Origin of the sequence: Kribbella orskensis, from assembly GCF_004342085.1 — a bacterium.
Classification (GTDB): domain Bacteria; phylum Actinomycetota; class Actinomycetes; order Propionibacteriales; family Kribbellaceae; genus Kribbella; species Kribbella orskensis.
Genome location: NZ_SLWM01000005.1, coordinates 350,612 through 369,940 on the forward strand (window position 1 = coordinate 350,612; position 19,329 = coordinate 369,940).

Consider the following 19,329-nt stretch of genomic DNA (forward strand, 5'->3'; position numbering starts at 1 on the left):
TACCCGCAAAACTGGGATCGACAACCCAAAACAACAGGTCTACGCTCAGAGGCATGACAGCAGGCGACTACATCGCGCGGATCGTCGACGTGCCCGATCACGGCATCCGGCTCGAGCCCGCTCCGGACTCGACCACCCCCGAGCAGGCGAACGAGGTCAACCTGCTCGGCCTGGCGGTCGCGCTCGCCCTGGGCAGCGCGGGATACCACCATCACCCGGAGCCGCGCGATCCCGAGCTGCAGACGCTCGACGCCCTGCTGGCGGGCGAGGTGACGATGCCCTGGCTGAGCGAGGACCCGGCCGGCGAGACCACCTACATCGTCTGCGAGTCCACCTCGACCGGCGCCCCGAAATGCCGCGTGGAGCAACGCCAGCTCTAGCACCCGCAGGACTTCGTACTGCGCCTGAACCCCGCTCCACCGCCGCGTGGACCAGCACCCGCCTCCTCCCCCCGGACTCGCCGACGGGAGGTCCGGCGGGGGCTGGATCACGACACGGACACGGTGGGGGTGGATCGGCTAACGCAAAGGCGGGGCGAGGTTGCATGATGTCCGCTGAAGGATCACTCCAGCCACGGGGTGCCCTGACGGTGACGTATGTCTGGAGCCCCCGGTATGGCTGATTTCCACCTTGCCGCGCCGACCTCGGCCGACGCCTTCGCGCGGCTCGCGATCGAACTGCACGACGCCCCCTCGGTCGAGGAGACGGTCGATGCCGTCGTCCAGTTCGCGCTGCAGGCCCTGACTTGTACGTACGCGGGAATCGCCCTCAACGTCCGGGGACCGCGGGCCGAGATCGCGGCGGTCACGGACCCGGTCGTCGCCGATGTCTACCAGCTCCAGATCAGCACCGACAACGGCCCGCTGGTGACCGCGATGAAGCAACGCACGCCGATCCTGATCAGGGACACCGCCACGGACGACCGGTGGCCGCAGTGGGCCGCGAAGGTCTCCGCGCTCGGCGTACGCAGCGTGCTGGACGTCCCCCTGACGACAGGCGACTGTTCCCGCGCCGCGATCGGCGTACTGGGGTTGTACAGCCCCGCGCCGGACGCGTTCGACGAGGACGACGAGGCGATCGCCCACATCCTCGCCCGGCACGCCTCGGTCGCGGTGGCGTCCGCGCGGCACGAGGAGACGATGGCGAAGGCGGTCGACGCCCGCAAGCTGGTCGGACTGGCGATGGGCATCCTGATGGAGCGCTTCGACGTGGACGACGACCGCGCCTTCGCCATCCTCAAGCGCTACTCCCAGGACACCAACACCAAGCTCCGCGACGTTGCCCAGCAACTCGTCGACACCCGCAGACTCCCCCGCTGACTCCGGCCGGGCCGGAGTGCTTGCTCGATCGGGCCGGAGGGCGCGGCGTAAGCTCAACGCGATGTCGTCGGGGAAGGAGACCCGGGTGGGTGCAGGCGCCTGGCAGCCGCTGACCGGGCCGTCGCACCAACTTGCCCTGGAGATCCTGCTCGACGGACCGCTCTCGCGGGCTGAGCTCGCGCGGCGGGTCGACCTGTCGGCCGGAAGCCTGACCCGGCTGACCAAGCCGATGCTCGAGTCCGGCCTGCTCGTCGAGGTGTCCGGCGGCCCCACCGATCCCCGCGTCGGACGCCCTTCCCAGCCGCTCGACATCGTGCCCACCTCGCACCACTTCGTCGGCGTGAAGCTCACCGCGGACGCCGCGCTCGGTGTCGTGACAACCCTGCGGGCCGAGGTGATCGCGACCGAGGAGCGGCCGTTGCCGGACCACTCCCCCGAGGTCGTCGCGGACGTGGTCGTCGAGCTCGCGCGATCGCTCGCAGACGAAGTCCCCGGCATCACCGGGCTGGGCGTGAGCCTGGGTGGTCACATCACCAGCGCCGGCGACGTACTGCGGGGCGACTTCCTCGCGTGGTTCGACGTACCGTTCCGGCGGCTCCTCGCCGAGCGGACCGACGCCCAGGTGGTCGTCTCGAACGACGTCACCGCGGTGACCGAGGCGATCCACTGGTTCGGCGCGGGGCGCGGAGTGAGCCGCTTCTGCCTGCTCACGATCGGCGCCGGGATCGGGTACGGCCTGGTCGTCCACGACAAACTGGTCGACACCACCGACGTCGGACTCGGCCTGGTCGGACACGTCCAGGTCGATCCGGACGGGCCGCTGTGCGATCGCGGCCACCACGGTTGCGCGAGCGCGATGCTCACCACCGAAGCCATCACCAGCCAGGTCGGTACCGCGCTGGGCCGCCGCATCGAGTACGACGAATGCCTCGACCTCGCCAAGGACGGCGTACCGGAAGCGCGCCGGGTGATCAGCACAGCCGGGCATGCGTTGGGCCGGCTGATCGCGGCGGCGACGAACTTCACCATGCCCGAGGCGGTGATGCTCGGCGGCGAGGGAGTCCGGCTCGCCTCGGTCGCCCACGACCAGGTGCTCGCCGGTCTCCGGTCCGACCGCCACCCCGAGGCCGCCATCCCGCCCCTCGTCCTGCTAGACCCCACCTTCGCCCAGTGGGCCCGCGGCGCCGCCGTCATCGCCATCCAGACCTTCGTCCTCGGCCGCTGAACTATGTAACTGACTATCTCCAAATAAACAGTTACCATCGTCTTCATGGACGAGCTTGGTCTGGTGGAGGACTTGGTACGGCGGTGGGAGCGGGGCTGGGGTCTGTGCCGCGGCCTTCCGGAGGCGACCACTCGAACAGCGAGTGACGCGCTGGAGGTTGTGCTGGGGTTGCCGGGCCGGGAGTGGGAGTTGTTCCTGGTCGATGGGGGCGACGAGGTGGTTCGGGCACTGGCCGAGGAGGTGCTGGGGTCTCCGGGGTGGCTGACGGTTACCACCCAGCGGGCCGATGAGGTTGCGGCGTTGCTCGAGCACGCCGGGCTCGAGGTCTTCGCCGAGCGGAAGTTGCTGATGTCGATCGACCTGCGGAACCAGGCGACGCCGGCCGCACCACCCCCGGAGTACAGGCAGGAACTGAGCGGCGACGGGGCGGTTCGGTCTGCGCAACTGCTCGACACGCGGGGCAACGTCGCAGCGCGGGGGATGGTGGCGGTGGTGGGGACGGATGCGGTGATGCATGACATCCACACGGACCCGGGGCATCGGCGGCGCGGGCTCGGCAGTGTGGTGATGGGGATGCTCGGCCGTCGCGCGATCCAGCGAGGCGCTACCACTGGCTTGCTGATGGCAACCGTGGACGGCGCCCACCTGTACCGACGCCTCGGCTGGTCGCCGGTAGCGACGATGGTGACAGCGACGAATCGCACGGCAGCAAACAGCAGGTCGACAGCCGCCTAGAGAAATCAGGCTCCGCGGGCGCGGAAGGCGGCCACCTTGGTGCGGTTCTGGCACGCCGTGGAGCAGAAGCGCTGGGTGTGATTGCGGGTGGCGTCCAGGAAGAGGTTGTCGCAGCGTTCGGCGGTGCAGGCCCGGAGGAGTTGCTGATCGGAGCTGCCGAGGAGCATCGCGGCAGCGGTGGTGAATTCGGCGAGCCAGCCGGTGGCCTCCGAGACTCCGGGGGCTGAGAAATGCAAATGCCATGGCGAGCCCATTTGCCGCAGTAGTTGCGGTGCCGCTCTGGTCGCCTGTAGTAGCTCGTTCAGCTCCTGCGCGCTCTCGTCCACCGAACCGTCCGCCAGCAGGTTCAGCGCGCGATACAGCCGCTTCCCGCCCTCGGCGAATTCCGTCAGCGCCGAGTCGTCGACGACCACCACCCTGTTCGTGGTCAGCCGGAGCGCCGCCTCGACCACCCCGCCGTCACCCGCGAGCTGCCGACGCCCCTGGCTCCACTCGGCGCCGAAGCTGTTCGCGAGCGCGATCGCGGCCGCCAGCGATGCCTCGAGGTGCTCGGTCGCGTCCACCCGCCCAGTATCTCTGACGTCCCCCGGCCGATCCGCCCGGCGGGTCCGCGCGCGTAGTGCCCTGAGCGAAGGGATGAGGGGAGGCGCGGGTGGGGTCGTTCGAAAGGACCAGACGGCACGAGGTCACGTGCTACCAGGGTCGTACCCGTGCGGCGGGCAACATCCGACCGCGCACCGATGCGCCGGACCGTTGCCGGAAACAACAATGACGGACATGAACCTGGTCCGGAGTCCGGCGCGGAGCCGCGTGGGGTTGGCAGAGGCCGTCGTCGACCTGTCCGTTGTCAGGGACAACGTACAAACCATCTACAAACGCCTCCGGCCGGGCACCGAGGTGCTCGCCGTGGTCAAGGCCGACGCCTTCGGCCACGGCGCCGTCCAGGTCGCCCGGGCAGCCGTCGAGGCCGGAGCCACCTGGCTGGGCGTCGCCCGAGCCGACGAGGCCCTCCAACTCCGAGCAGCAGGGCTGACCGTCCCGATCCTCACCTGGCTGTACGACGCGACCGAGCTGGTGCTGCTCGCCGATATCGACGTCAGCGTGTCCACCGTCTCCGAGCTGAATCAGGTGGTCTCGGCGCCGAACGTTCACAACGTCCAGCTCAAGCTGGACACCGGGCTGCATCGCGGCGGCAGCGCCCCGGACCAGTGGATAGAGCTCACGCGCGCGGCCGCGCACTACGAGGCGCTCGGCGCGGTCCGCGTGCGTGGCATCTGGTCCCACCTCTCGCATGGCGACGAGCTCGACGCCTCGCACAGCCGTCGCCAACTCGAGCTCCTGCGCACCGGCGTCACGCTCGCCCGGCGGGCCGGCCTCTCGCCCGAGGTCGTGCACCTGGCGAACTCCTCCGGCGCGATCACCCTGGACGCCCCCGACTGCAACCTGGTCCGGATCGGTGCGGCCCTGTTCGGCATCGACGAGGTCGACGCCGGCGTCCGCTCACCGATGCGACTGGTGACCAAGGTCGCGCAGGTACGGCGAATCCGTGCCGGCGAAGGTGTTTCCTACGGTCACGACTACACGGCGCCCCGCGACACCACGATCGCGCTGATCCCACTCGGCTACGCGGACGGGATCCCCCGGATCGCCGCGGGCCAGGCGAGTGTGCTCTGCAGGGGCGTGCGGATGCCGGTGCTCGGGCGGATCACGATGGACCAGTTCGTCGTGGACGCGGGCGAGCTGGCCCTCGAACCAGGGCAACCGGTGACCGTCTTCGGCGACGGCTCGGACGGTGAGCCGACGGCAGCGGACTGGGCCGACTGGGCCGGAACCATCCCCCACGAGATCTACTGCGGCCTCGGAGCCCGGGTGCCGCGACGCTACGTCGAAGGAGTGCAGCGGTGAAGGTGGTCGTGATCAGTGGTGGCGCCAGCCCGGAGCACGAGGTGTCGCTCGCCAGCGGACGAGGGATCGCCGATGCCGCCACCATCCTGGGGCACGACGTCGTCCCGCTGGTGATCGATGCCGAGGGCAACTGGCAGGACGGGCAGCACGAGGCGATCGCGCTGATGCAGGACGCCGACGTGGTGGTACCGGCGCTGCACGGCGAAGGCGGCGAGGACGGAATCATCCAGGGATTCCTTCAGCAGTTGGCCATCCGGTACGTCGGAAGCGGTGTGGCGGCGAGTGCCGTCGGGCTCGACAAACACCTGACCAAGGCCGTCCTCAAGGCGCACGGCATCCGGGTCACACCGGGAATGACCCTCCGAAGCGAGGAATTACGTGACGCCGAGTTCGCCGTGCAGCAACTGAAGGCGGCCGGGCTCGACTTCCCGGTGTTCGTCAAGCCCGGCAGCGGTGGTTCGAGCTTCGGGGTCACCCGCGCGACAGACCCACCCTCACTCGCAACCGCACTGGCCGAGGCGGTGGCACTGGACCCGAATGTCCTGGTGGAGCAGGAGATGTGCGGCCGCGAGATCGACCTGGCGGTGATGGAATTCCCCGACGGCCGGATCGAGGTGGCGCCCGCGCTGGAGATCCACCCGGACCCGGATCAGCCGTTCTTCAACGCGACCGCCAAGTACGACAACGCGGCCACCCGCTTCGTCGTACCGGCGCCGCTGGAGAGCACGCTGGCCGACCGACTCCGGCGTACTGCGGTCGAGGTGTTCGAGACGCTCGGGTGCTCCGGACTGGCGCGGGTGGACTTCTTCGTGCCGGCCGACGGGGAGCCGGTCGTCAACGAGATCAACACGTTCCCCGGGTTCACCCCGACCTCGCAGTTCCCGCGGATGTGGGCGGCCGCCGGGCTCTCCTACACCGACGTGGTCCAGAACCTGCTCGAGACGGCGGTGCGGAAGGGATGACCGTGTTGCTGAGCGCCGAGCGGATCACCCGCATCCCCGCGATCGAGACCGGTGATCCCCTCGTGGATCTCTACACCTATGGCATCCCCGCCAACGGCCTCCAGTGGGTCCGCCAAGGTCTGGCGGACCGGCTGGCCGTGGCGAACAGTTTCCTGCCGGTGGGAGTCCGGCTGCACGTGGCCGAAGGGCTGCGTGCGATCGAGATCCAGCGGGAGATCTACAACGGCTACAAGGCGGAGATCCACCGGCTGAACCCGGGGATCTCCCATGCCGACGCGCAGGTGCTCGCCAGCCGGTTCGTGTCGCCGGTCGAGGTGGCACCGCATGTGGCCGGTGCCGCGGTCGACCTGACGCTGATCGGCGAGCACGGGCCGTTCGATCTCGGTACTCCGATCGACGCCACTCCCGAGCAGAGTAACGGCGCCTGCTTCTTCGACGCCGCCAACATCAGCCGCGAGGCCCGGACGAACCGCGCGCTGCTGGCCGACGTCCTGACTGCTTCGGGGCTGGTGAACTACCCGACCGAGTGGTGGCACTGGTCCTTCGGCGACCGCTACTGGGCCTACCTCGAACAGCGCGACCACGCCCTGTACGGCCCGGCGACCGCGCCGCAGCTGTCAACCTCCGCCTGAACCGAATGCCCTGCCTGGTGCGTAACAGAATACCGGAAAAGGCTCTGGCATTCGGCAAGGAGAATGTGCACTAATTGTTCCACGGTGATTCCCGGGAATTGATAGAAGCCGCCTATCACGTCATAGGCAGGTTTGCTTTGACCTGTGGGTAATGGCCCGCGACAGTCGTTGTATGACGTCCGAGGTCATCACCCCCGCCCCCGTCCCGGCTCCCGGGCGCGCTGATCGCGTCCGCGAGATCGCCACCGAGCTGCGCGGTCTGCGCGGCGCGTTGATCCCGATCCTGCACGCGGTGCAGGAGGATCTCGGGTACATCGACCAGACCGACCTCCCGGTGATCGCCGACGTACTGAATCTCGCCGTCGCCGAGGTGCACGGCGTGGTCACCTTCTACAAGGATTTCCGCCGCGAACCCGCGGGCCGGACCACCGTACGGATCTGCCAGGCGGAGGCCTGCCGCTCCGTCGGCGCCGAGGCACTCGCCGAGCACGCGAAGCGGCGTACCGGGGTCGGCTTCGGGGAGACCACGTACGACGGCCGGGTGACCGTGGACGAGGTGTTCTGTCTCGGCAACTGTGCTCTCGGACCGGCCGTCCAGGTCGGCGACAAACTGCATGGCCGGGTCACGCCGGCCCGGCTGGACGCGATCCTCGGGGAGGCACGATGACGTTCTCCGCAACGCCGATCGGCGGCAGCATCAAGGTCTTCGTACCGCGGGACGCGGCCGCGCGATCTGTCGGGGCCGACAAGGTCGCCGAGCGGATCGAGGCGGCGGCCAAGGCAACCGGTCAGCAGATCGAGGTGGTCCGCAACGGCTCCCGCGGCATGCTCTGGCTGGAACCACTCGTCGAGGTGGAGACGCCGCAGGGCCGAGTGGGGTACGGGCCGGTCGCACCCGAGGACGTGGACGGGCTCGTCGCGGCCGGGATGCTCGACGGCGCCGCGCTCACCGTCGGCGCCTACCTCGGCGTGGTCGAGGAACTGCCCTGGATGAAGCGCCAGCAGCGGCTCACCTTCGCCCGGGTCGGCGTGATCGACCCGCGCTCGGCGGACGACCACGCGGAGTACGAGGGCAACGCGGGGCTGCGCAAGGCATTGAGCATGACGCCGGCCGAGGTGGTCGAGGAGGTGGTCGACTCCGGTCTGCGCGGCCGCGGCGGCGCCGGGTTCCCGACCGGGATCAAGTGGCGCACGGTGCTGGGCGCGGAATCCGACCTGAAGTTCGTCTGCTGCAACGCGGACGAGGGCGACTCCGGCACCTTCGCGGACCGGATGCTGATCGAGGGCGACCCGTTCACCCTGATCGAGGGCATGACGATCGCGGCGTACGCCGTCGGGGCGACCGAAGGCTACGTGTACCTGCGGTCGGAGTACCCGGATGCGGTGGAGACGCTGAACGCGGCGATCCGGACAGCCCGCGACCGCGGCTGGCTCGGGAAGAACATCCTCGGCTCAGACCTGGTCTTCGACCTGCACGTACGGGTCGGCGCCGGGGCCTACATCTGCGGCGAAGAGACCTCGATGCTGGAGAGCCTCGAGGGCAAGCGCGGCATGGTCCGGGCGAAACCCCCGATCCCCGCGCTGGAAGGGCTTTTCGGCCGCCCGACCGTGGTGAACAACGTGTTGTCGCTGGCAACGATCCCGACGATCCTGGCGAACGGCGCGGCGACGTACGCGGGGTACGGGATGGGCCGGTCGCTCGGCACCAACGTCTTCCAGCTCGGCGGCAACGTGGCCCGCGGCGGCATCGTCGAGACCGCGTTCGGCATCACCCTCGGCGAACTCGTCAGCGACCTCGGCGGCGGAACGGCCAGCGGGAGACCGACCCGGGCCGTCCAGGTGGGTGGGCCGCTGGGGGCCTACCTGCCGGTCGAGCAGTTCGACCTGCCGATGGACTACGAGGCGTTCGCCGCCGTCGGCGCGATGGTCGGGCACGGCGGCATCGTGGTGTTCGACGAGACCGTGGACATGTCCGCGATGGCCCGATTCGCCTTCGAGTTCTGCGCCGAGGAGTCCTGCGGTAAGTGCACGCCGTGCCGGGTCGGCGCGGTCCGCGGAGTGGAGACGATCGACCGGATCCGCAACGGCGAGGACCGGAAGAAGAACCTGGTGCTGCTCGACGACCTGTGCGACCTGATGACCGACGGCTCGCTCTGCGCGATGGGTGGGCTGACACCGCTGCCGGTGCGCAGCGCCGTCCGCCACTTCGGAAAGGACTTTGGTGCATGACCCTGCTCAAGGAACCTGACTTCGGTACGCCGGCCCGCGATGGCGAGGCGACCGTCGAGCTGACCATCGACGGGGTGAGCGTCACCGTTCCACCTGGTACCTCGGTGATGCGTGCCGCCAAGCACGCGGGGCTCGACATCCCCAAGCTCTGCGCCACCGACAACCTCGAGGCGTTCGGGTCCTGCCGGCTGTGCATCGTCGAGATCGACGGCGCCCGAGGTACGCCCGCCTCCTGTACTACGCCCGTCGCGCCCGGGATGGTGGTCCGCACCCAGAACGAGAAGCTGGGCAAACTCCGCCGCGGCGTGATGGAGCTCTACATCTCCGATCACCCGCTCGACTGCCTCACCTGCTCCGCCAACGGCGACTGCGAACTGCAGGACATGGCCGGAGTCACCGGCCTTCGCGAGGTCCGGTACGGCTCGGGTGTCGAGGCGGGCGCGAACCACCTGGACGCCCCGACCGACAGCTCCAACCCGTACTTCGACTTCGACGCCTCCAAGTGCATCGCGTGCTCGCGGTGTGTCCGGGCCTGCGACGAGGTCCAGGGCACGCTGGCTCTCACCATCGAGGGACGCGGCTTCGACTCCAAGGTCGCCGCGGGCGCGGGTGTCTCCTTCATGGAGTCGGACTGCGTCTCCTGCGGCGCTTGCGTCCAGGCCTGCCCGACCGCAACCCTGCAGGAGAAGACGGTCATCGAGCTCGGCATGCCGACGCGCTCGGTGATCACCACCTGCGCGTACTGCGGCGTCGGCTGCTCGTTCAAGGCCGAACTCCGCGGCGACGAGCTGGTCCGGATGGTGCCGTACAAGGACGGCGGCGCAAACGAAGGCCATTCGTGCGTGAAGGGCCGGTTCGCGTTCGGGTACGCGAGCCACCCGGACCGGGTGATGGAGCCGATGGTGCGCGACGCGATCACCGACCCGTGGCGGAAGGTGTCGTGGGAGGAGGCGATCGGCTTCACGGCTCGCCGGTTGCGGGAGATCCAGGCGAAGTACGGCCAGGGGTCGATCGGCGCGATCACGTCGTCGCGGACGACGAACGAAGAGGTCTACGTGGTGCAGAAGATGGTTCGCGCCGTCTTCGGCAACAACAACGTCGACACCTGCGCGCGGGTCTGCCACTCGCCCACGGGGTACGGGCTGAAGCAGACCTTCGGCGAATCGGCCGGCACCCAGGACTTCAGCTCGGTGGACCACGCCGACGTCATCCTGGTGATCGGCGCGAACCCGACCGACGCGCACCCGGTGTTCGGCTCGCGGATGAAGAAGCGGCTCCGTCAGGGCGCGAAGCTGATCGTGATCGACCCGCGCCAGATCGACCTGGTCCGGTCACCGCACATCGAGGCGGCCCACCACCTGTCGCTGGCTCCGGGCACGAACGTCGCCATCGTCAACGCGCTCTCCCACGTGATCGTGACCGAGGGACTCGTCGACCGCGCCTTCGTCGAGGAGCGGTGCGAGGACTTCGACCAGTGGGAGACGTTCATCTCGGGCCCCGAGCACAGCCCCGAGGCAGTCGCCGAGCTGACCGGAGTACCGGCTGAGGAGGTGCGGGCCGCCGCGCGGCTCTACGCGACGGGTGGCAACGGCGCGATCTACTACGGACTCGGTGTCACGGAGCACAGCCAGGGTTCGACCACGGTGATGGGCATGGCGAACCTCGCGATGGCCACAGGCAACATCGGCCGTCCCGGCGTCGGCGTGAATCCGCTGCGCGGCCAGAACAACGTGCAGGGCTCCTGCGACATGGGCTCGTTCCCGCACGAACTGCCGGGCTACCGGCACGTGTCCGATGACGACGTCCGCGACGTCTACGAGAAGCTGTGGGGGACGCCGCTGCTGAACGAGCCGGGGCTGCGGATCCCGAACATGTTCGACTCCGCGATCGACGGCTCCTTCCGGGCACTGTTCGTCCAGGGTGAGGACATCGCCCAGTCCGATCCGAACACCGCGCACGTGTTCGCCGCACTCGGCGCGCTCGAACTGCTCGTCGTCCAGGACCTGTTCGAGAACGAGACCGCGAAGTGGGCGCACGTGCTGCTGCCCGGTACCTCGTTCCTGGAGAAGGACGGCACCTTCACCAACGCCGAACGCCGGATCAACCGGGTCCGGCCGGTGATGGCGCCGCAGACCGGCAAGCACGAGTGGGAGATCATCTGCGAGATCTCCCAGGCGATGGGCTACCCGATGCACTACGACTCGGCCGCCCGGATCATGGACGAGATCGCCATCACCACCCCGACGTTCGCGGGGGTGTCGTTCGACCACCTGGACAAGGTCGGCTCGGTCCAGTGGCCGTGCAACCTCGAGGCTCCGAACGGGACGCCGATCATGCACACCGACGAGTTCACCCGGGGCAAGGGCCGGTTCATGGAGACCGTGTACGTGCCGACGACCGAGCGGTCGACGCGGAAGTACCCGCTCATCCTGACCACCGGGCGGATCCTGTCGCAGTACAACGTCGGCGCGCAGACCCGGCGTACGGCGAACGTCGCCTGGCATCCCGAGGACATCCTCGAGCTGCATCCGCACGACGCGGAGGTCCGCGGCATCGAGGACGGCTCCACGGTCGCGTTGTCGAGCAGGGTCGGGCGGACCACGCTGCGGGCGAAGTTGTCGGAGCGGATGCCGGTCGGGGTCTGCTACACCACGTTCCACCACCCGGTGACCGGGGCGAACGTGATCACCACGGACAACTCGGACTGGGCGACGAACTGCCCGGAGTACAAGGTGACCGCGGTCCAGGTGGATCTGCTGGTGGAGCCGGTGAACGCGCAGGCCGCCGAGAACCTCGAGCCTGCCGTGGCGGGCCACTGATGAGCGCGACGGGACTCCCACCGCACGTCCGGCTGGCCAACGAGATCGCCCGCCAGTTCGCCCACCGGGAGCCGGCCGACGCGGCGGCCCGGATCGCCAACCACATCAAGGCGGTCTGGGATCCCCGGATGAAGGCGGCGCTCGTCGCTCAGCTCGACTCCGGCGGCGAGGACCTAGATCCCATCGCGGCACTCGCGGCTGCGCAGCTCCGCCCTGTCGAAGCCCGAGGAGCCCAGTAGTGCAGACTGCGGGGATGCGTCGTCACGCCACGTCGGCGCTCCCCTGGGATGCCGCCCGAGCACTCGCCCACGCTGCTGCGACACCATTGGCGCCCTGCTCGCTTCCACTGGCCGACGCCGTCGGCAGCGTGCTCGCGACCCCACTGGTCGCCCCGTCTGCAGTGCCACCAGTGGACCGCTCCGCCATGGACGGGTACGCCGTCTGTGGTTCCGGTCCGTGGCGGGTGGTTGGCGTGGTGAAGGCGGCCTCGGGCCTGGTGAGGCCGCTGGAGGATGGACAAGCCTGCACCATCGTCACCGGTGCCGCCATTCCTGCGGGCACCACCGCGGTCCTGCCGGACGAGGAAGCGGTCGTGTCGGCAGCCGGGCAGGCCGGGATGGTCGCGGGACCGGTCTCCTCGGGTAGACACATCCGGCGGGCCGGCGAGGAGTGTGCGGCCGGCGAGACGTTGTTGCCTGCAGGCGTGGCGGTGGAGCCGCAGGTGCTCGGGTTGGCGGCTACTCTCGGGCTCGACCGGCTGACAGTGATTCCCAAGCCCCTGGTCGCTTCTCTGGTCACGGGCGACGAGCTGGTCCATCGGGGTCCATCCGGGCCTGGCCGGGTGCGTGATGCGATCGGCCCGATGCTCCCCGGCCTCATCAGCCGTGCCGGCGCCACTGCTGCTCCGCTAGTGCATCTACCAGACTCCCGCACAGCACTGGTCGACGCCCTGACGAACACTGACGCGCACCTGATCCTGGTGTCTGGTTCGTCCGCGTCCGGACCAGCCGATCACCTGCGGGCCGCATTGGCCGCGCTCGGCGCCGAGTTGATCATCGACGGCGTCGCCTGCCGACCGGGGCATCCGCAGGCGCTCGCGCGGTTCGACGACGGCCGGCTGGTGCTCGGGCTGCCGGGGAATCCCCTTGCTGCGTTGACCGCGTTCCTCACTCTGGGAGTAGCCGCGCTGCAGCGACTCCGCGGCCAAGGCCTGCCGCCGCTGCCGGTGGCGCCAGTACCTGGTGGACTGGCGTGTCACCCGCACAGCACTCGGCTGGTCCCCGTCCGGGTCGGCCCGCAGGGCGTAGTACCGGTCGGGCATGGTGGGTCGGCGATGCTGCGAGGTGCGGCAGGAGCGGACGCGTTGGCCGTGGTTGATCCGGGTCCGGCCGAGGCGATCGCGGCGCGGCTCTTGCCGCTCGATCCGGGAGCGCGGCCATGGGGCGTCTGATCGCACGCAAGCCGGTACTGCGGCTCGGGCCTGCCGGCGAACGCATGCGGCCGGACTCGATCGCGGTCGAGGAACCGCTCGAACTGCGGGTCGACGGACGACCGCTCGCCGTCACGATGCGGACGCCCGGACACGACGTGGAACTCGCCCACGGCTTCCTGCACACCGAAGGCGTCATCGGCAGCCCCGACGACATCCGCGACGCACGGTACTGCGATTCGCGGGACGACGAGGGCCAGAACACCTACAACGTGTTGGACCTCGGCCTGAGCCCGGGCGTGCCTTCTCCCACGGTCGGAGTCGAGCGGAACTTCTACACGACCTCGTCCTGCGGCGTGTGCGGCAAGGCGTCGCTGGACGCCGTCCGGGTGAAGACCCGCTTCTCCCCGGCAGACGACTCCGTACGAGTCCCGCTGGAGGTGCTTGCCGGGCTGCCGGACGCGCTGCGGGAGCGGCAGCAGGTGTTCGACCGCACCGGCGGACTGCACGCGGCCGGGCTGTTCACGGCGGCCGGCGAACTGCTGGTGGTTCGCGAAGACGTCGGCCGCCACAACGCCGTGGACAAGGTGGTCGGCTGGGCCCTCCTCGACGGGCGCATCCCCGCCCGCGGCTGCATCCTCGTGGTCTCCGGCCGCACGTCGTTCGAGCTGGCCCAGAAGGCCGTGATGGCAGGTATCCCGGTGCTGGGCGCCGTGTCCGCCCCCTCGTCCCTGGCGGTGGAACTAGCCGACGAGTGCGGCCTGACGCTGGCCGGATTCATCCGCAACGGCTCCCTGAACGTCTACGCCCACCCTGACCGCATCACGGTTTCCGCCCGGGTCTAGAACACCTAGCTGCCGCTGAGCCCGGAGGTGCGCGCTCGGACGATGGCTTCAGCACGGGTGGTCACCTGGAGCTTGGCGAAGATGCTGGTGATGTGGTTGCCGACGGTGGCGGTGGCCAGGCTGAGCCGGGTGGCGATGGCGGCGTTGCCGAGGCCGTCGGCGATCAGGCCGAGGACCTCGCGTTCGCGGGGTGTCAGTTCGGGGAAGAGGGTCTCGTCGGTGCGCGGGCGGGACAGGTAGGCGAGCGTTCGGCGGGCGACACCGGGCCCGAAGATCGCCTCTCCTTCAGCGACGGCCGCGATCGCGCGGACCACGGTGTCACCGACCGCGCCCTTCAGCACATACCCACGAGCACCTGCCCGCATCGCCGCGAAGACCGACTCGTCGTCGTCGAACATCGTCAGCATCAGTACCGCGACGTCCGGCGCGACCCGGCCGATCTCGCGAGTCGCCTCGATCCCGCTCAGGTCGGGCATCTGGATGTCCATCACCAAGACATCCGGCTTCAGCGTCACCGCCGCCCGGACCGCCTCCGCACCGGTCGCGGCGGTGCCGACCAACTCGTACCCGTCGCGGCCGGACAGCAATGCACCCAGCCCTTCCCGGATGATGCCGTGGTCATCGGCGACCACGATGCGGATCGTCACGATCCTGCTCCCGTCTCGACCCCGGCCACTCGCCCTGTCCCCGGTGGCACGGTCTCCGGTGGCAGGGTCGCTGGTGGCAGGGTCGCTGGTGACGCTAGTGGCAATGACACCCGCACCTGACCGCCCGCGCGGTCGTAGCGGATCTCGCTCGCACCACCGAGTTCCGCCGTACGCTCGCGGATCGAGGTCAGTCCGACGCCCGGCTGCCAACTGTCCTCGGCATTGACGCCGTTGTCCCGCACCTCCAGCCGAAGAGCGGTCTCCTCCACGGTGAGCGTGACGACCGCGCGAGTGGCTGTGGAATGCCGGATCACATTGGTGAGCGCTTCGGTGACGATGCGATAAGCGGCCACCTCGACCGCCGCGGGAAGGTCCTCGATCGCGGTCGGCGCCTCGACGCTGACCGTGAGGGCCCCATCGCCGGCCAGCACCGCCGCGTGCTCCCGAAGCGCACCGATCAGCCCCATCCCGTCCAGCACCGGCGGCCGCAGATCGTAGGCGAGCCGGCGGATCTCCTCGATCGCACCGATGGTCTGATCTCTCAAGGTCTCCAGCAGTTCGGCGCTCCGGGCCCGGTCGGCCTCGAGCAGGCGCAGAGCAGCGTCGGCGTTGAGGACCACCCCGGTGAGCACCGGCCCGAGCCCGTCGTGCAGATCCCGGCGGATCCGGCGGCGTTCCTCCTCACGACCGGTGATGACCCGCTGCCGCGAGACCTGGAGCTCATCTGCGAGCCGTCCTGCCTGCACAGCCACTGTCAACGGAGCCGCCAACAGCGACAGCACCTGCTCGTCGGCAGCATCCAGGCGATGCTCGCCCGACCTCAGCCCGACCACCAGTTCACCGACCCGCTCCTCCCCCGAGTGCAGCGTGATCGCCTGCCGAGCAGCCGGCAGTTCCCCGTAGCCGGCAACCTGATGCTCGTCGACCACCAGGACCGCTGCCGGGAAGTGCATCACCCGGCAGAGCGCCTCCAGTACTCCGTCCAGCCCGGCGCCGGCCGCAGTACCGGTTCCGACCTCGCCGAGTCGCTCACCGATCGCGGCGATCGCGCGCACCGGATCGCGCCGGGCGCCGTAGAACGCCCGATGGATCACGCGCTGCAACCACAGCCGGACCGGGTTGAACGCCAGCGCGATCAGCAAAGTGGCCAGCACCGACGAGCCGAGCGACACCTGGCGTCGTACGGCCTGATCCAGCAGTGCCACCAAGCCCAGATACGCACCGATCACCCCGCCGGTGAGCAACAGATAGAGCAGGGACCGGGAGACCACCAGACGAATGTCGAGCACCTGGTGGCGCAGTACTGCGATCGTGATCGACAAGGGGATCAGGACGATCGGCAGGATTCCCAGCAGCAGGGACTCGGTCTCCAGTACGGCTTCGAGGGTGAACGCCGTGACCACCACGACCATCGCCATCAGGAGCCACAGCATCCTGCGGCGGACCACGTCGCTGCCCCGGCGATAGGTGACGGCCAGAGCGGCGAAGGCACCCAGGTAACTGGCGACGATCCCGGCCTCCCAGATGATATGCAGCCACATCGGCTGCCCGAGCCAGGGACGAGCCGGATAGGCCTGAACACCCAGCTCTGCGGACATTCCGCCCCTGAGATCGAAGATGCCGGCCGCGGTCAGGAGGAGCGTGTTCACCACCAGCAGGCCGACGAACCAGCGCCACCGGCGACTCGGCAACTGCCCTTCGGGGAACAGGAGCAGCGTCAGCGGGATGAACAACGCCAGCGCCCAGTTCCAGCCGAACCCGTTCACGACGGTCGCGAGCACCCGCCAGCCCCGGGAGTCGTCGGCGGCCCAGGCGAGCACCGCCATACCGGTCCCGGTGAACGCGTAGAAGCAGCCGCCGAGCAGGAGGCTCCACCCGATCAGGTTGCGCGGACGGTAGTAGGCGATCGGCCAGCCGGCCACAGCCAGGGCCAGACCGCAGATCGTGTTGCTGACCACGAGCAGGTCCACCAGCCGTGACCAGGGCAATCCGGACAGTACCGACGCGATGACGGTCAGTACGGCCTCCGCGAACACCGCCCCGAGCACCACTGTGGCCACCACGCTACGGCGGCGGTCGTACTGCGCTTCGGGCTCTGCGGTCACTTCCTCATCATCAAGACATCAGGCCACACCCGCATAGGGGCCTGCCCCCAGGCGAGCCAGGAAATTCTCCCGAAACCCGGTGAAGCAGCGCCCTGCGAACCAGGGGTCCGCCGACCGGACGCTGAAGCCGCAAGCAACCACCGATCCGAGGAGTTCCCATGTCGACCAGCCGTACCGAGGCGTCCACCGTGACCCGGAAACCACTCCGTGACGTGCGCGGATTCTGGCGGATCCTGCTCGCGGTCATCGCCCCGCTGCCGATGCTGTCCAACGGCATCTACTACCTGCTCAGCCCGACCGAGGGCAACGCGCCGTTCGAGGAGAACGTCGCCGCGGCGATTGCGCACGGCGACCGGATGTCGGCGCTGGAGTGGATCCAGGTGCCGTTCGTGACCCTGCTGATCCCCGCCGCGTTCGCCGTGGCCTGGGTCGCGCGACGCGGCGCACCGAGGTTGACCACCGCCGGCGCACTGATCGCTCTGACCGGCTTCTGCGCCGGCCTCGGCAACCTGCCCGGCACCGTGTCGTTGGCGAACCTCACGGTCAAGGAAGGCCTGGACCCGGGCACGGTGTCGAAGCTGTCCACCGCGCTGCAGGAGCACCCGATCATGCAACTGTCCGGACTGCTCTTCATCCTCGGGATCACGTTCGGTCTGCTGCTGCTCGGGATCGCGTTGTGGCGCAGCCGGGTCGCGCCGGCCTGGATGGGGATCGCGCTCGCGGTCGGCGGCTTCACCCACCCGTTCCTGCCCAACCACGTGATCGCGGGGATCGGCCTGCTGGTGGCGGCCGTCGGCTTCACCGGTGCGACCTACGCGCTGCTCCGGATGCGCAACGACGACTTCGACCTGCCGGCGAAGTGAGCCCGCAGACCTCAGCCGGCTTGGCCGGCCTGGCTTCGAACAGCCTGGCCGGCCTCGTCGGCTGAGGTCTGCGGCAGGGTGGACGGGGCCACCCAGAGGCATTCGGCGGTACCGCGGTCCAGGTGCTCCTGGTAGACCTCGACCTTGTGGCTGATCACGTTCAGGCACTCGGTGAGTTCCTGGATCTGGGCGGTGACGGACTCCTGGTGGCTGCGCAGCAGGGCCAGCCGGTCCTGTTCGTTGCCGGGCCCCTGCCGGACCAGATCGGTGTACCGGCGGATGGTGTCGAGCGGCATCCCGGACGAGCGGAACTTGATGCACATGTTCAGCCACTCCACGTCGTCCTCGCTGTAGACGCGCCGGCCGTTGGACTCGCGGCGGACCGGGTCCGCGAGGATGCCCTCCCGCTCGTAGAAGCGCAGGGCGTGCACGCTCAAACCGGTGCGCTCGGCGACCTGCCCGATACTCAGACCCGCGGTGACCTGTGACATGCCGGCCACCCTAACCCCCGGGCTAGAGCCGACTCTAGATATTTTTCAGGGCGTTCAGGGCCAGGTTGACGTCCGCGATGGTCGAGTAGATGTGGAACGACGCCCGCAGCCTGCCACCCCGTACCGCGGCCCGGACGCCGGCGGCCGCGAAGGCTTCCTCGGCGCCGGGGATGTCCGCGCTGACGATCGCCGAGTCGCCCGGCGGCATTCCGAGCCCGGCGCGGAACTCGTTCGCCAGGTCGAGGTTGTGGCGGTTGATCACGTCGACGCCGATCTGCTCGATCAACTCGAGGGCGGGAGCCGCTCCGACGAAGCTGAACCAGGCCGGCGACTGGTCGAACCTGCGGGCGTCACGAGCCAGGTCCATCTGCGTCCCGTAGTACGAGGTGTGGACGTTCTCACCGGCGTACCAGCCGGCTTCGAGCGGGCGGCAGCGCTCCTGCAGGCGGGGCGAGAGGTACCCGAGGGTGGCGCCGCGCGGCGCCATCAACCACTTGTAGGTGTGGGCGATCAGCGCGTCCACGCCGCTCACGTCGAGCGGCAACCAGCCGGCCGCCTGGCTGGCGTCGACCACCAGGAGCGCGCCGATTTCCTTGCTGGCAGCAACCACTGCCGCGAGGTCGAGCACGGTGCCGGTGGAGGACTGGACCGCGCTGACGGCGACCAGGTCGATCCCCGGCCGGATCGCCTCGACCAACTTGTCCGTCGCGGCCGCGATCACCTCGACACCCCGATCGCCGTGCACCATCCACGGGTAGACGTTCGAGGTGAACTCGACCTCGTCGACGAGCACCTTTGCCCCGTCCGGCAGGGCGGCCGCGATCGGCGCGATCGCCGCGGAGACCGTGCTGCCGACGAAGACGTCCGCCGAATCGGAGCCGATCAGCCGGGCGAAGGATTCGCGCGACCGGGTCGTCGACTCGTCCCACGGCTCCCAGCTGGTGGCTCCGACCCGCCAGTCGCTGAGCACCGTCTGCAGGGCCTCCCAGCCGGGCTTGGGCGGGAGCCCGTACGAGGCGGTGTTCAGCCACCCCGGCTGCGGATCCCAGAGCTGCGAGAAAGATTCGGCCACGGCGGTCATCCGTGCACTCCCTTGCTTGCGTACTGTCGGACCAGACCATTC

19 protein-coding genes are annotated in these 19,329 nt (G+C 69.3%); 14 read left to right on the plus strand and 5 right to left on the minus strand.

Annotation, left to right across the window (positions count from 1 at the left end; all coding sequences use genetic code 11):
• The first annotated feature begins 53 nt into the window (after positions 1–53).
• The 4 genes from EV644_RS17060 (at position 54) to EV644_RS47520 (ending at position 3,279) form a co-directional block, all read left to right on the plus strand.
• Positions 54–380: a hypothetical protein gene (locus EV644_RS17060; protein WP_132189240.1), complete on the plus strand. Its 327-nt coding sequence runs from the start codon at positions 54–56 to the stop codon at positions 378–380.
• Positions 381–614: 234 nt separating this feature from the next.
• A complete protein-coding gene (locus EV644_RS17065; RefSeq protein ID WP_132189241.1) occupies positions 615–1,319 on the plus strand; it encodes a GAF and ANTAR domain-containing protein in 705 nt (234 codons plus the stop codon).
• Between the two features lie 61 nt (positions 1,320–1,380).
• Positions 1,381–2,544, plus strand: coding sequence for an ROK family transcriptional regulator (locus tag EV644_RS17070; RefSeq protein ID WP_132189242.1), 1,164 nt, complete (start codon positions 1,381–1,383; stop codon positions 2,542–2,544).
• Positions 2,545–2,589: 45 nt separating this feature from the next.
• Positions 2,590–3,279 carry a GNAT family N-acetyltransferase gene (locus tag EV644_RS47520; RefSeq protein WP_132189243.1) on the plus strand — a complete coding sequence of 230 codons (690 nt, stop codon included), beginning with the start codon at positions 2,590–2,592 and terminating at the stop codon, positions 3,277–3,279.
• 5 nt (positions 3,280–3,284) lie between these two features.
• Here the strand turns inward: EV644_RS47520 and EV644_RS46310 are convergent, their stop codons facing one another.
• Positions 3,285–3,842 carry a CGNR zinc finger domain-containing protein gene (locus EV644_RS46310; protein WP_241998275.1) on the minus strand — a complete coding sequence of 186 codons (558 nt, stop codon included), beginning with the start codon at positions 3,840–3,842 and terminating at the stop codon, positions 3,285–3,287.
• A gap of 214 nt (positions 3,843–4,056) precedes the next feature.
• Between EV644_RS46310 and alr the strand changes: the two genes are divergently transcribed.
• The 9 genes from alr (at position 4,057) to fdhD (ending at position 14,100) form a co-directional block, all read left to right on the plus strand.
• Positions 4,057–5,184 (plus strand): alanine racemase, encoded by a 1,128-nt coding sequence (gene alr / locus EV644_RS17085; RefSeq protein WP_132189244.1) that lies wholly within the window; start codon positions 4,057–4,059, stop codon positions 5,182–5,184.
• Positions 5,181–6,146, plus strand: a complete 966-nt coding sequence (locus EV644_RS17090) for a D-alanine--D-alanine ligase family protein (RefSeq protein WP_199239864.1) — start codon at positions 5,181–5,183, stop codon at positions 6,144–6,146. The genes alr and EV644_RS17090 overlap by 4 nt, the downstream gene beginning before the upstream one ends.
• Positions 6,143–6,778, plus strand: coding sequence for a M15 family metallopeptidase (locus EV644_RS17095; RefSeq protein ID WP_132189246.1), 636 nt, complete (start codon positions 6,143–6,145; stop codon positions 6,776–6,778). The genes EV644_RS17090 and EV644_RS17095 overlap by 4 nt, the downstream gene beginning before the upstream one ends.
• A gap of 172 nt (positions 6,779–6,950) precedes the next feature.
• Positions 6,951–7,445: an NAD(P)H-dependent oxidoreductase subunit E gene (locus tag EV644_RS17100; protein ID WP_132189247.1), complete on the plus strand. Its 495-nt coding sequence runs from the start codon at positions 6,951–6,953 to the stop codon at positions 7,443–7,445.
• Complete coding sequence (locus EV644_RS17105) at positions 7,442–9,007, plus strand: formate dehydrogenase beta subunit (protein WP_132189248.1); 1,566 nt, start codon at positions 7,442–7,444, stop codon at positions 9,005–9,007. The genes EV644_RS17100 and EV644_RS17105 overlap by 4 nt, the downstream gene beginning before the upstream one ends.
• Complete coding sequence (gene fdhF, locus EV644_RS17110; protein WP_132189249.1) at positions 9,004–11,826, plus strand: formate dehydrogenase subunit alpha; 2,823 nt, start codon at positions 9,004–9,006, stop codon at positions 11,824–11,826. Before EV644_RS17105 ends, fdhF begins: the two co-directional genes overlap by 4 nt.
• The gene (locus EV644_RS17115) at positions 11,826–12,065 is read left to right on the plus strand and encodes a formate dehydrogenase subunit delta (RefSeq protein ID WP_132189250.1); all 240 of its coding nucleotides are present in this window, start codon (positions 11,826–11,828) and stop codon (positions 12,063–12,065) included. Before fdhF ends, EV644_RS17115 begins: the two co-directional genes overlap by 1 nt.
• Before the next feature lie 14 nt (positions 12,066–12,079).
• Positions 12,080–13,276 (plus strand): molybdopterin molybdotransferase MoeA, encoded by a 1,197-nt coding sequence (locus EV644_RS17120; protein ID WP_132189251.1) that lies wholly within the window; start codon positions 12,080–12,082, stop codon positions 13,274–13,276.
• Entirely contained in the window at positions 13,264–14,100 is an 837-nt protein-coding gene (gene fdhD / locus EV644_RS17125) for a formate dehydrogenase accessory sulfurtransferase FdhD (protein WP_132189252.1), read from the plus strand. The genes EV644_RS17120 and fdhD overlap by 13 nt, the downstream gene beginning before the upstream one ends.
• 5 nt (positions 14,101–14,105) lie before the next feature.
• Here fdhD and EV644_RS17130 read toward each other — a convergent pair whose 3' ends face one another.
• Positions 14,106–14,747 carry a response regulator transcription factor gene (locus EV644_RS17130; protein ID WP_369410499.1) on the minus strand — a complete coding sequence of 214 codons (642 nt, stop codon included), beginning with the start codon at positions 14,745–14,747 and terminating at the stop codon, positions 14,106–14,108.
• The gene (locus tag EV644_RS17135; RefSeq protein ID WP_132189253.1) at positions 14,744–16,852 is read right to left on the minus strand and encodes a sensor histidine kinase; all 2,109 of its coding nucleotides are present in this window, start codon (positions 16,850–16,852) and stop codon (positions 14,744–14,746) included. The genes EV644_RS17130 and EV644_RS17135 overlap by 4 nt, the downstream gene beginning before the upstream one ends.
• Positions 16,853–17,010: 158 nt before the next feature.
• Here EV644_RS17135 and EV644_RS17140 point away from each other — a divergent pair, with 158 nt between their 5' ends.
• Positions 17,011–17,715 carry a DUF4386 family protein gene (locus tag EV644_RS17140; protein ID WP_132189254.1) on the plus strand — a complete coding sequence of 235 codons (705 nt, stop codon included), beginning with the start codon at positions 17,011–17,013 and terminating at the stop codon, positions 17,713–17,715.
• Between the two features lie 11 nt (positions 17,716–17,726).
• Here the strand turns inward: EV644_RS17140 and EV644_RS17145 are convergent, their stop codons facing one another.
• Both EV644_RS17145 and EV644_RS17150 read right to left on the minus strand, forming a co-directional pair.
• On the minus strand, positions 17,727–18,206 hold the full coding sequence (locus EV644_RS17145) for a MerR family transcriptional regulator (RefSeq protein ID WP_132189255.1): 480 nt from the start codon (positions 18,204–18,206) through the stop codon (positions 17,727–17,729).
• Between the two features lie 34 nt (positions 18,207–18,240).
• Positions 18,241–19,287, minus strand: coding sequence for an aminotransferase class V-fold PLP-dependent enzyme (locus EV644_RS17150; protein WP_132189256.1), 1,047 nt, complete (start codon positions 19,285–19,287; stop codon positions 18,241–18,243).
• Positions 19,288–19,329 lie beyond the last annotated feature (42 nt).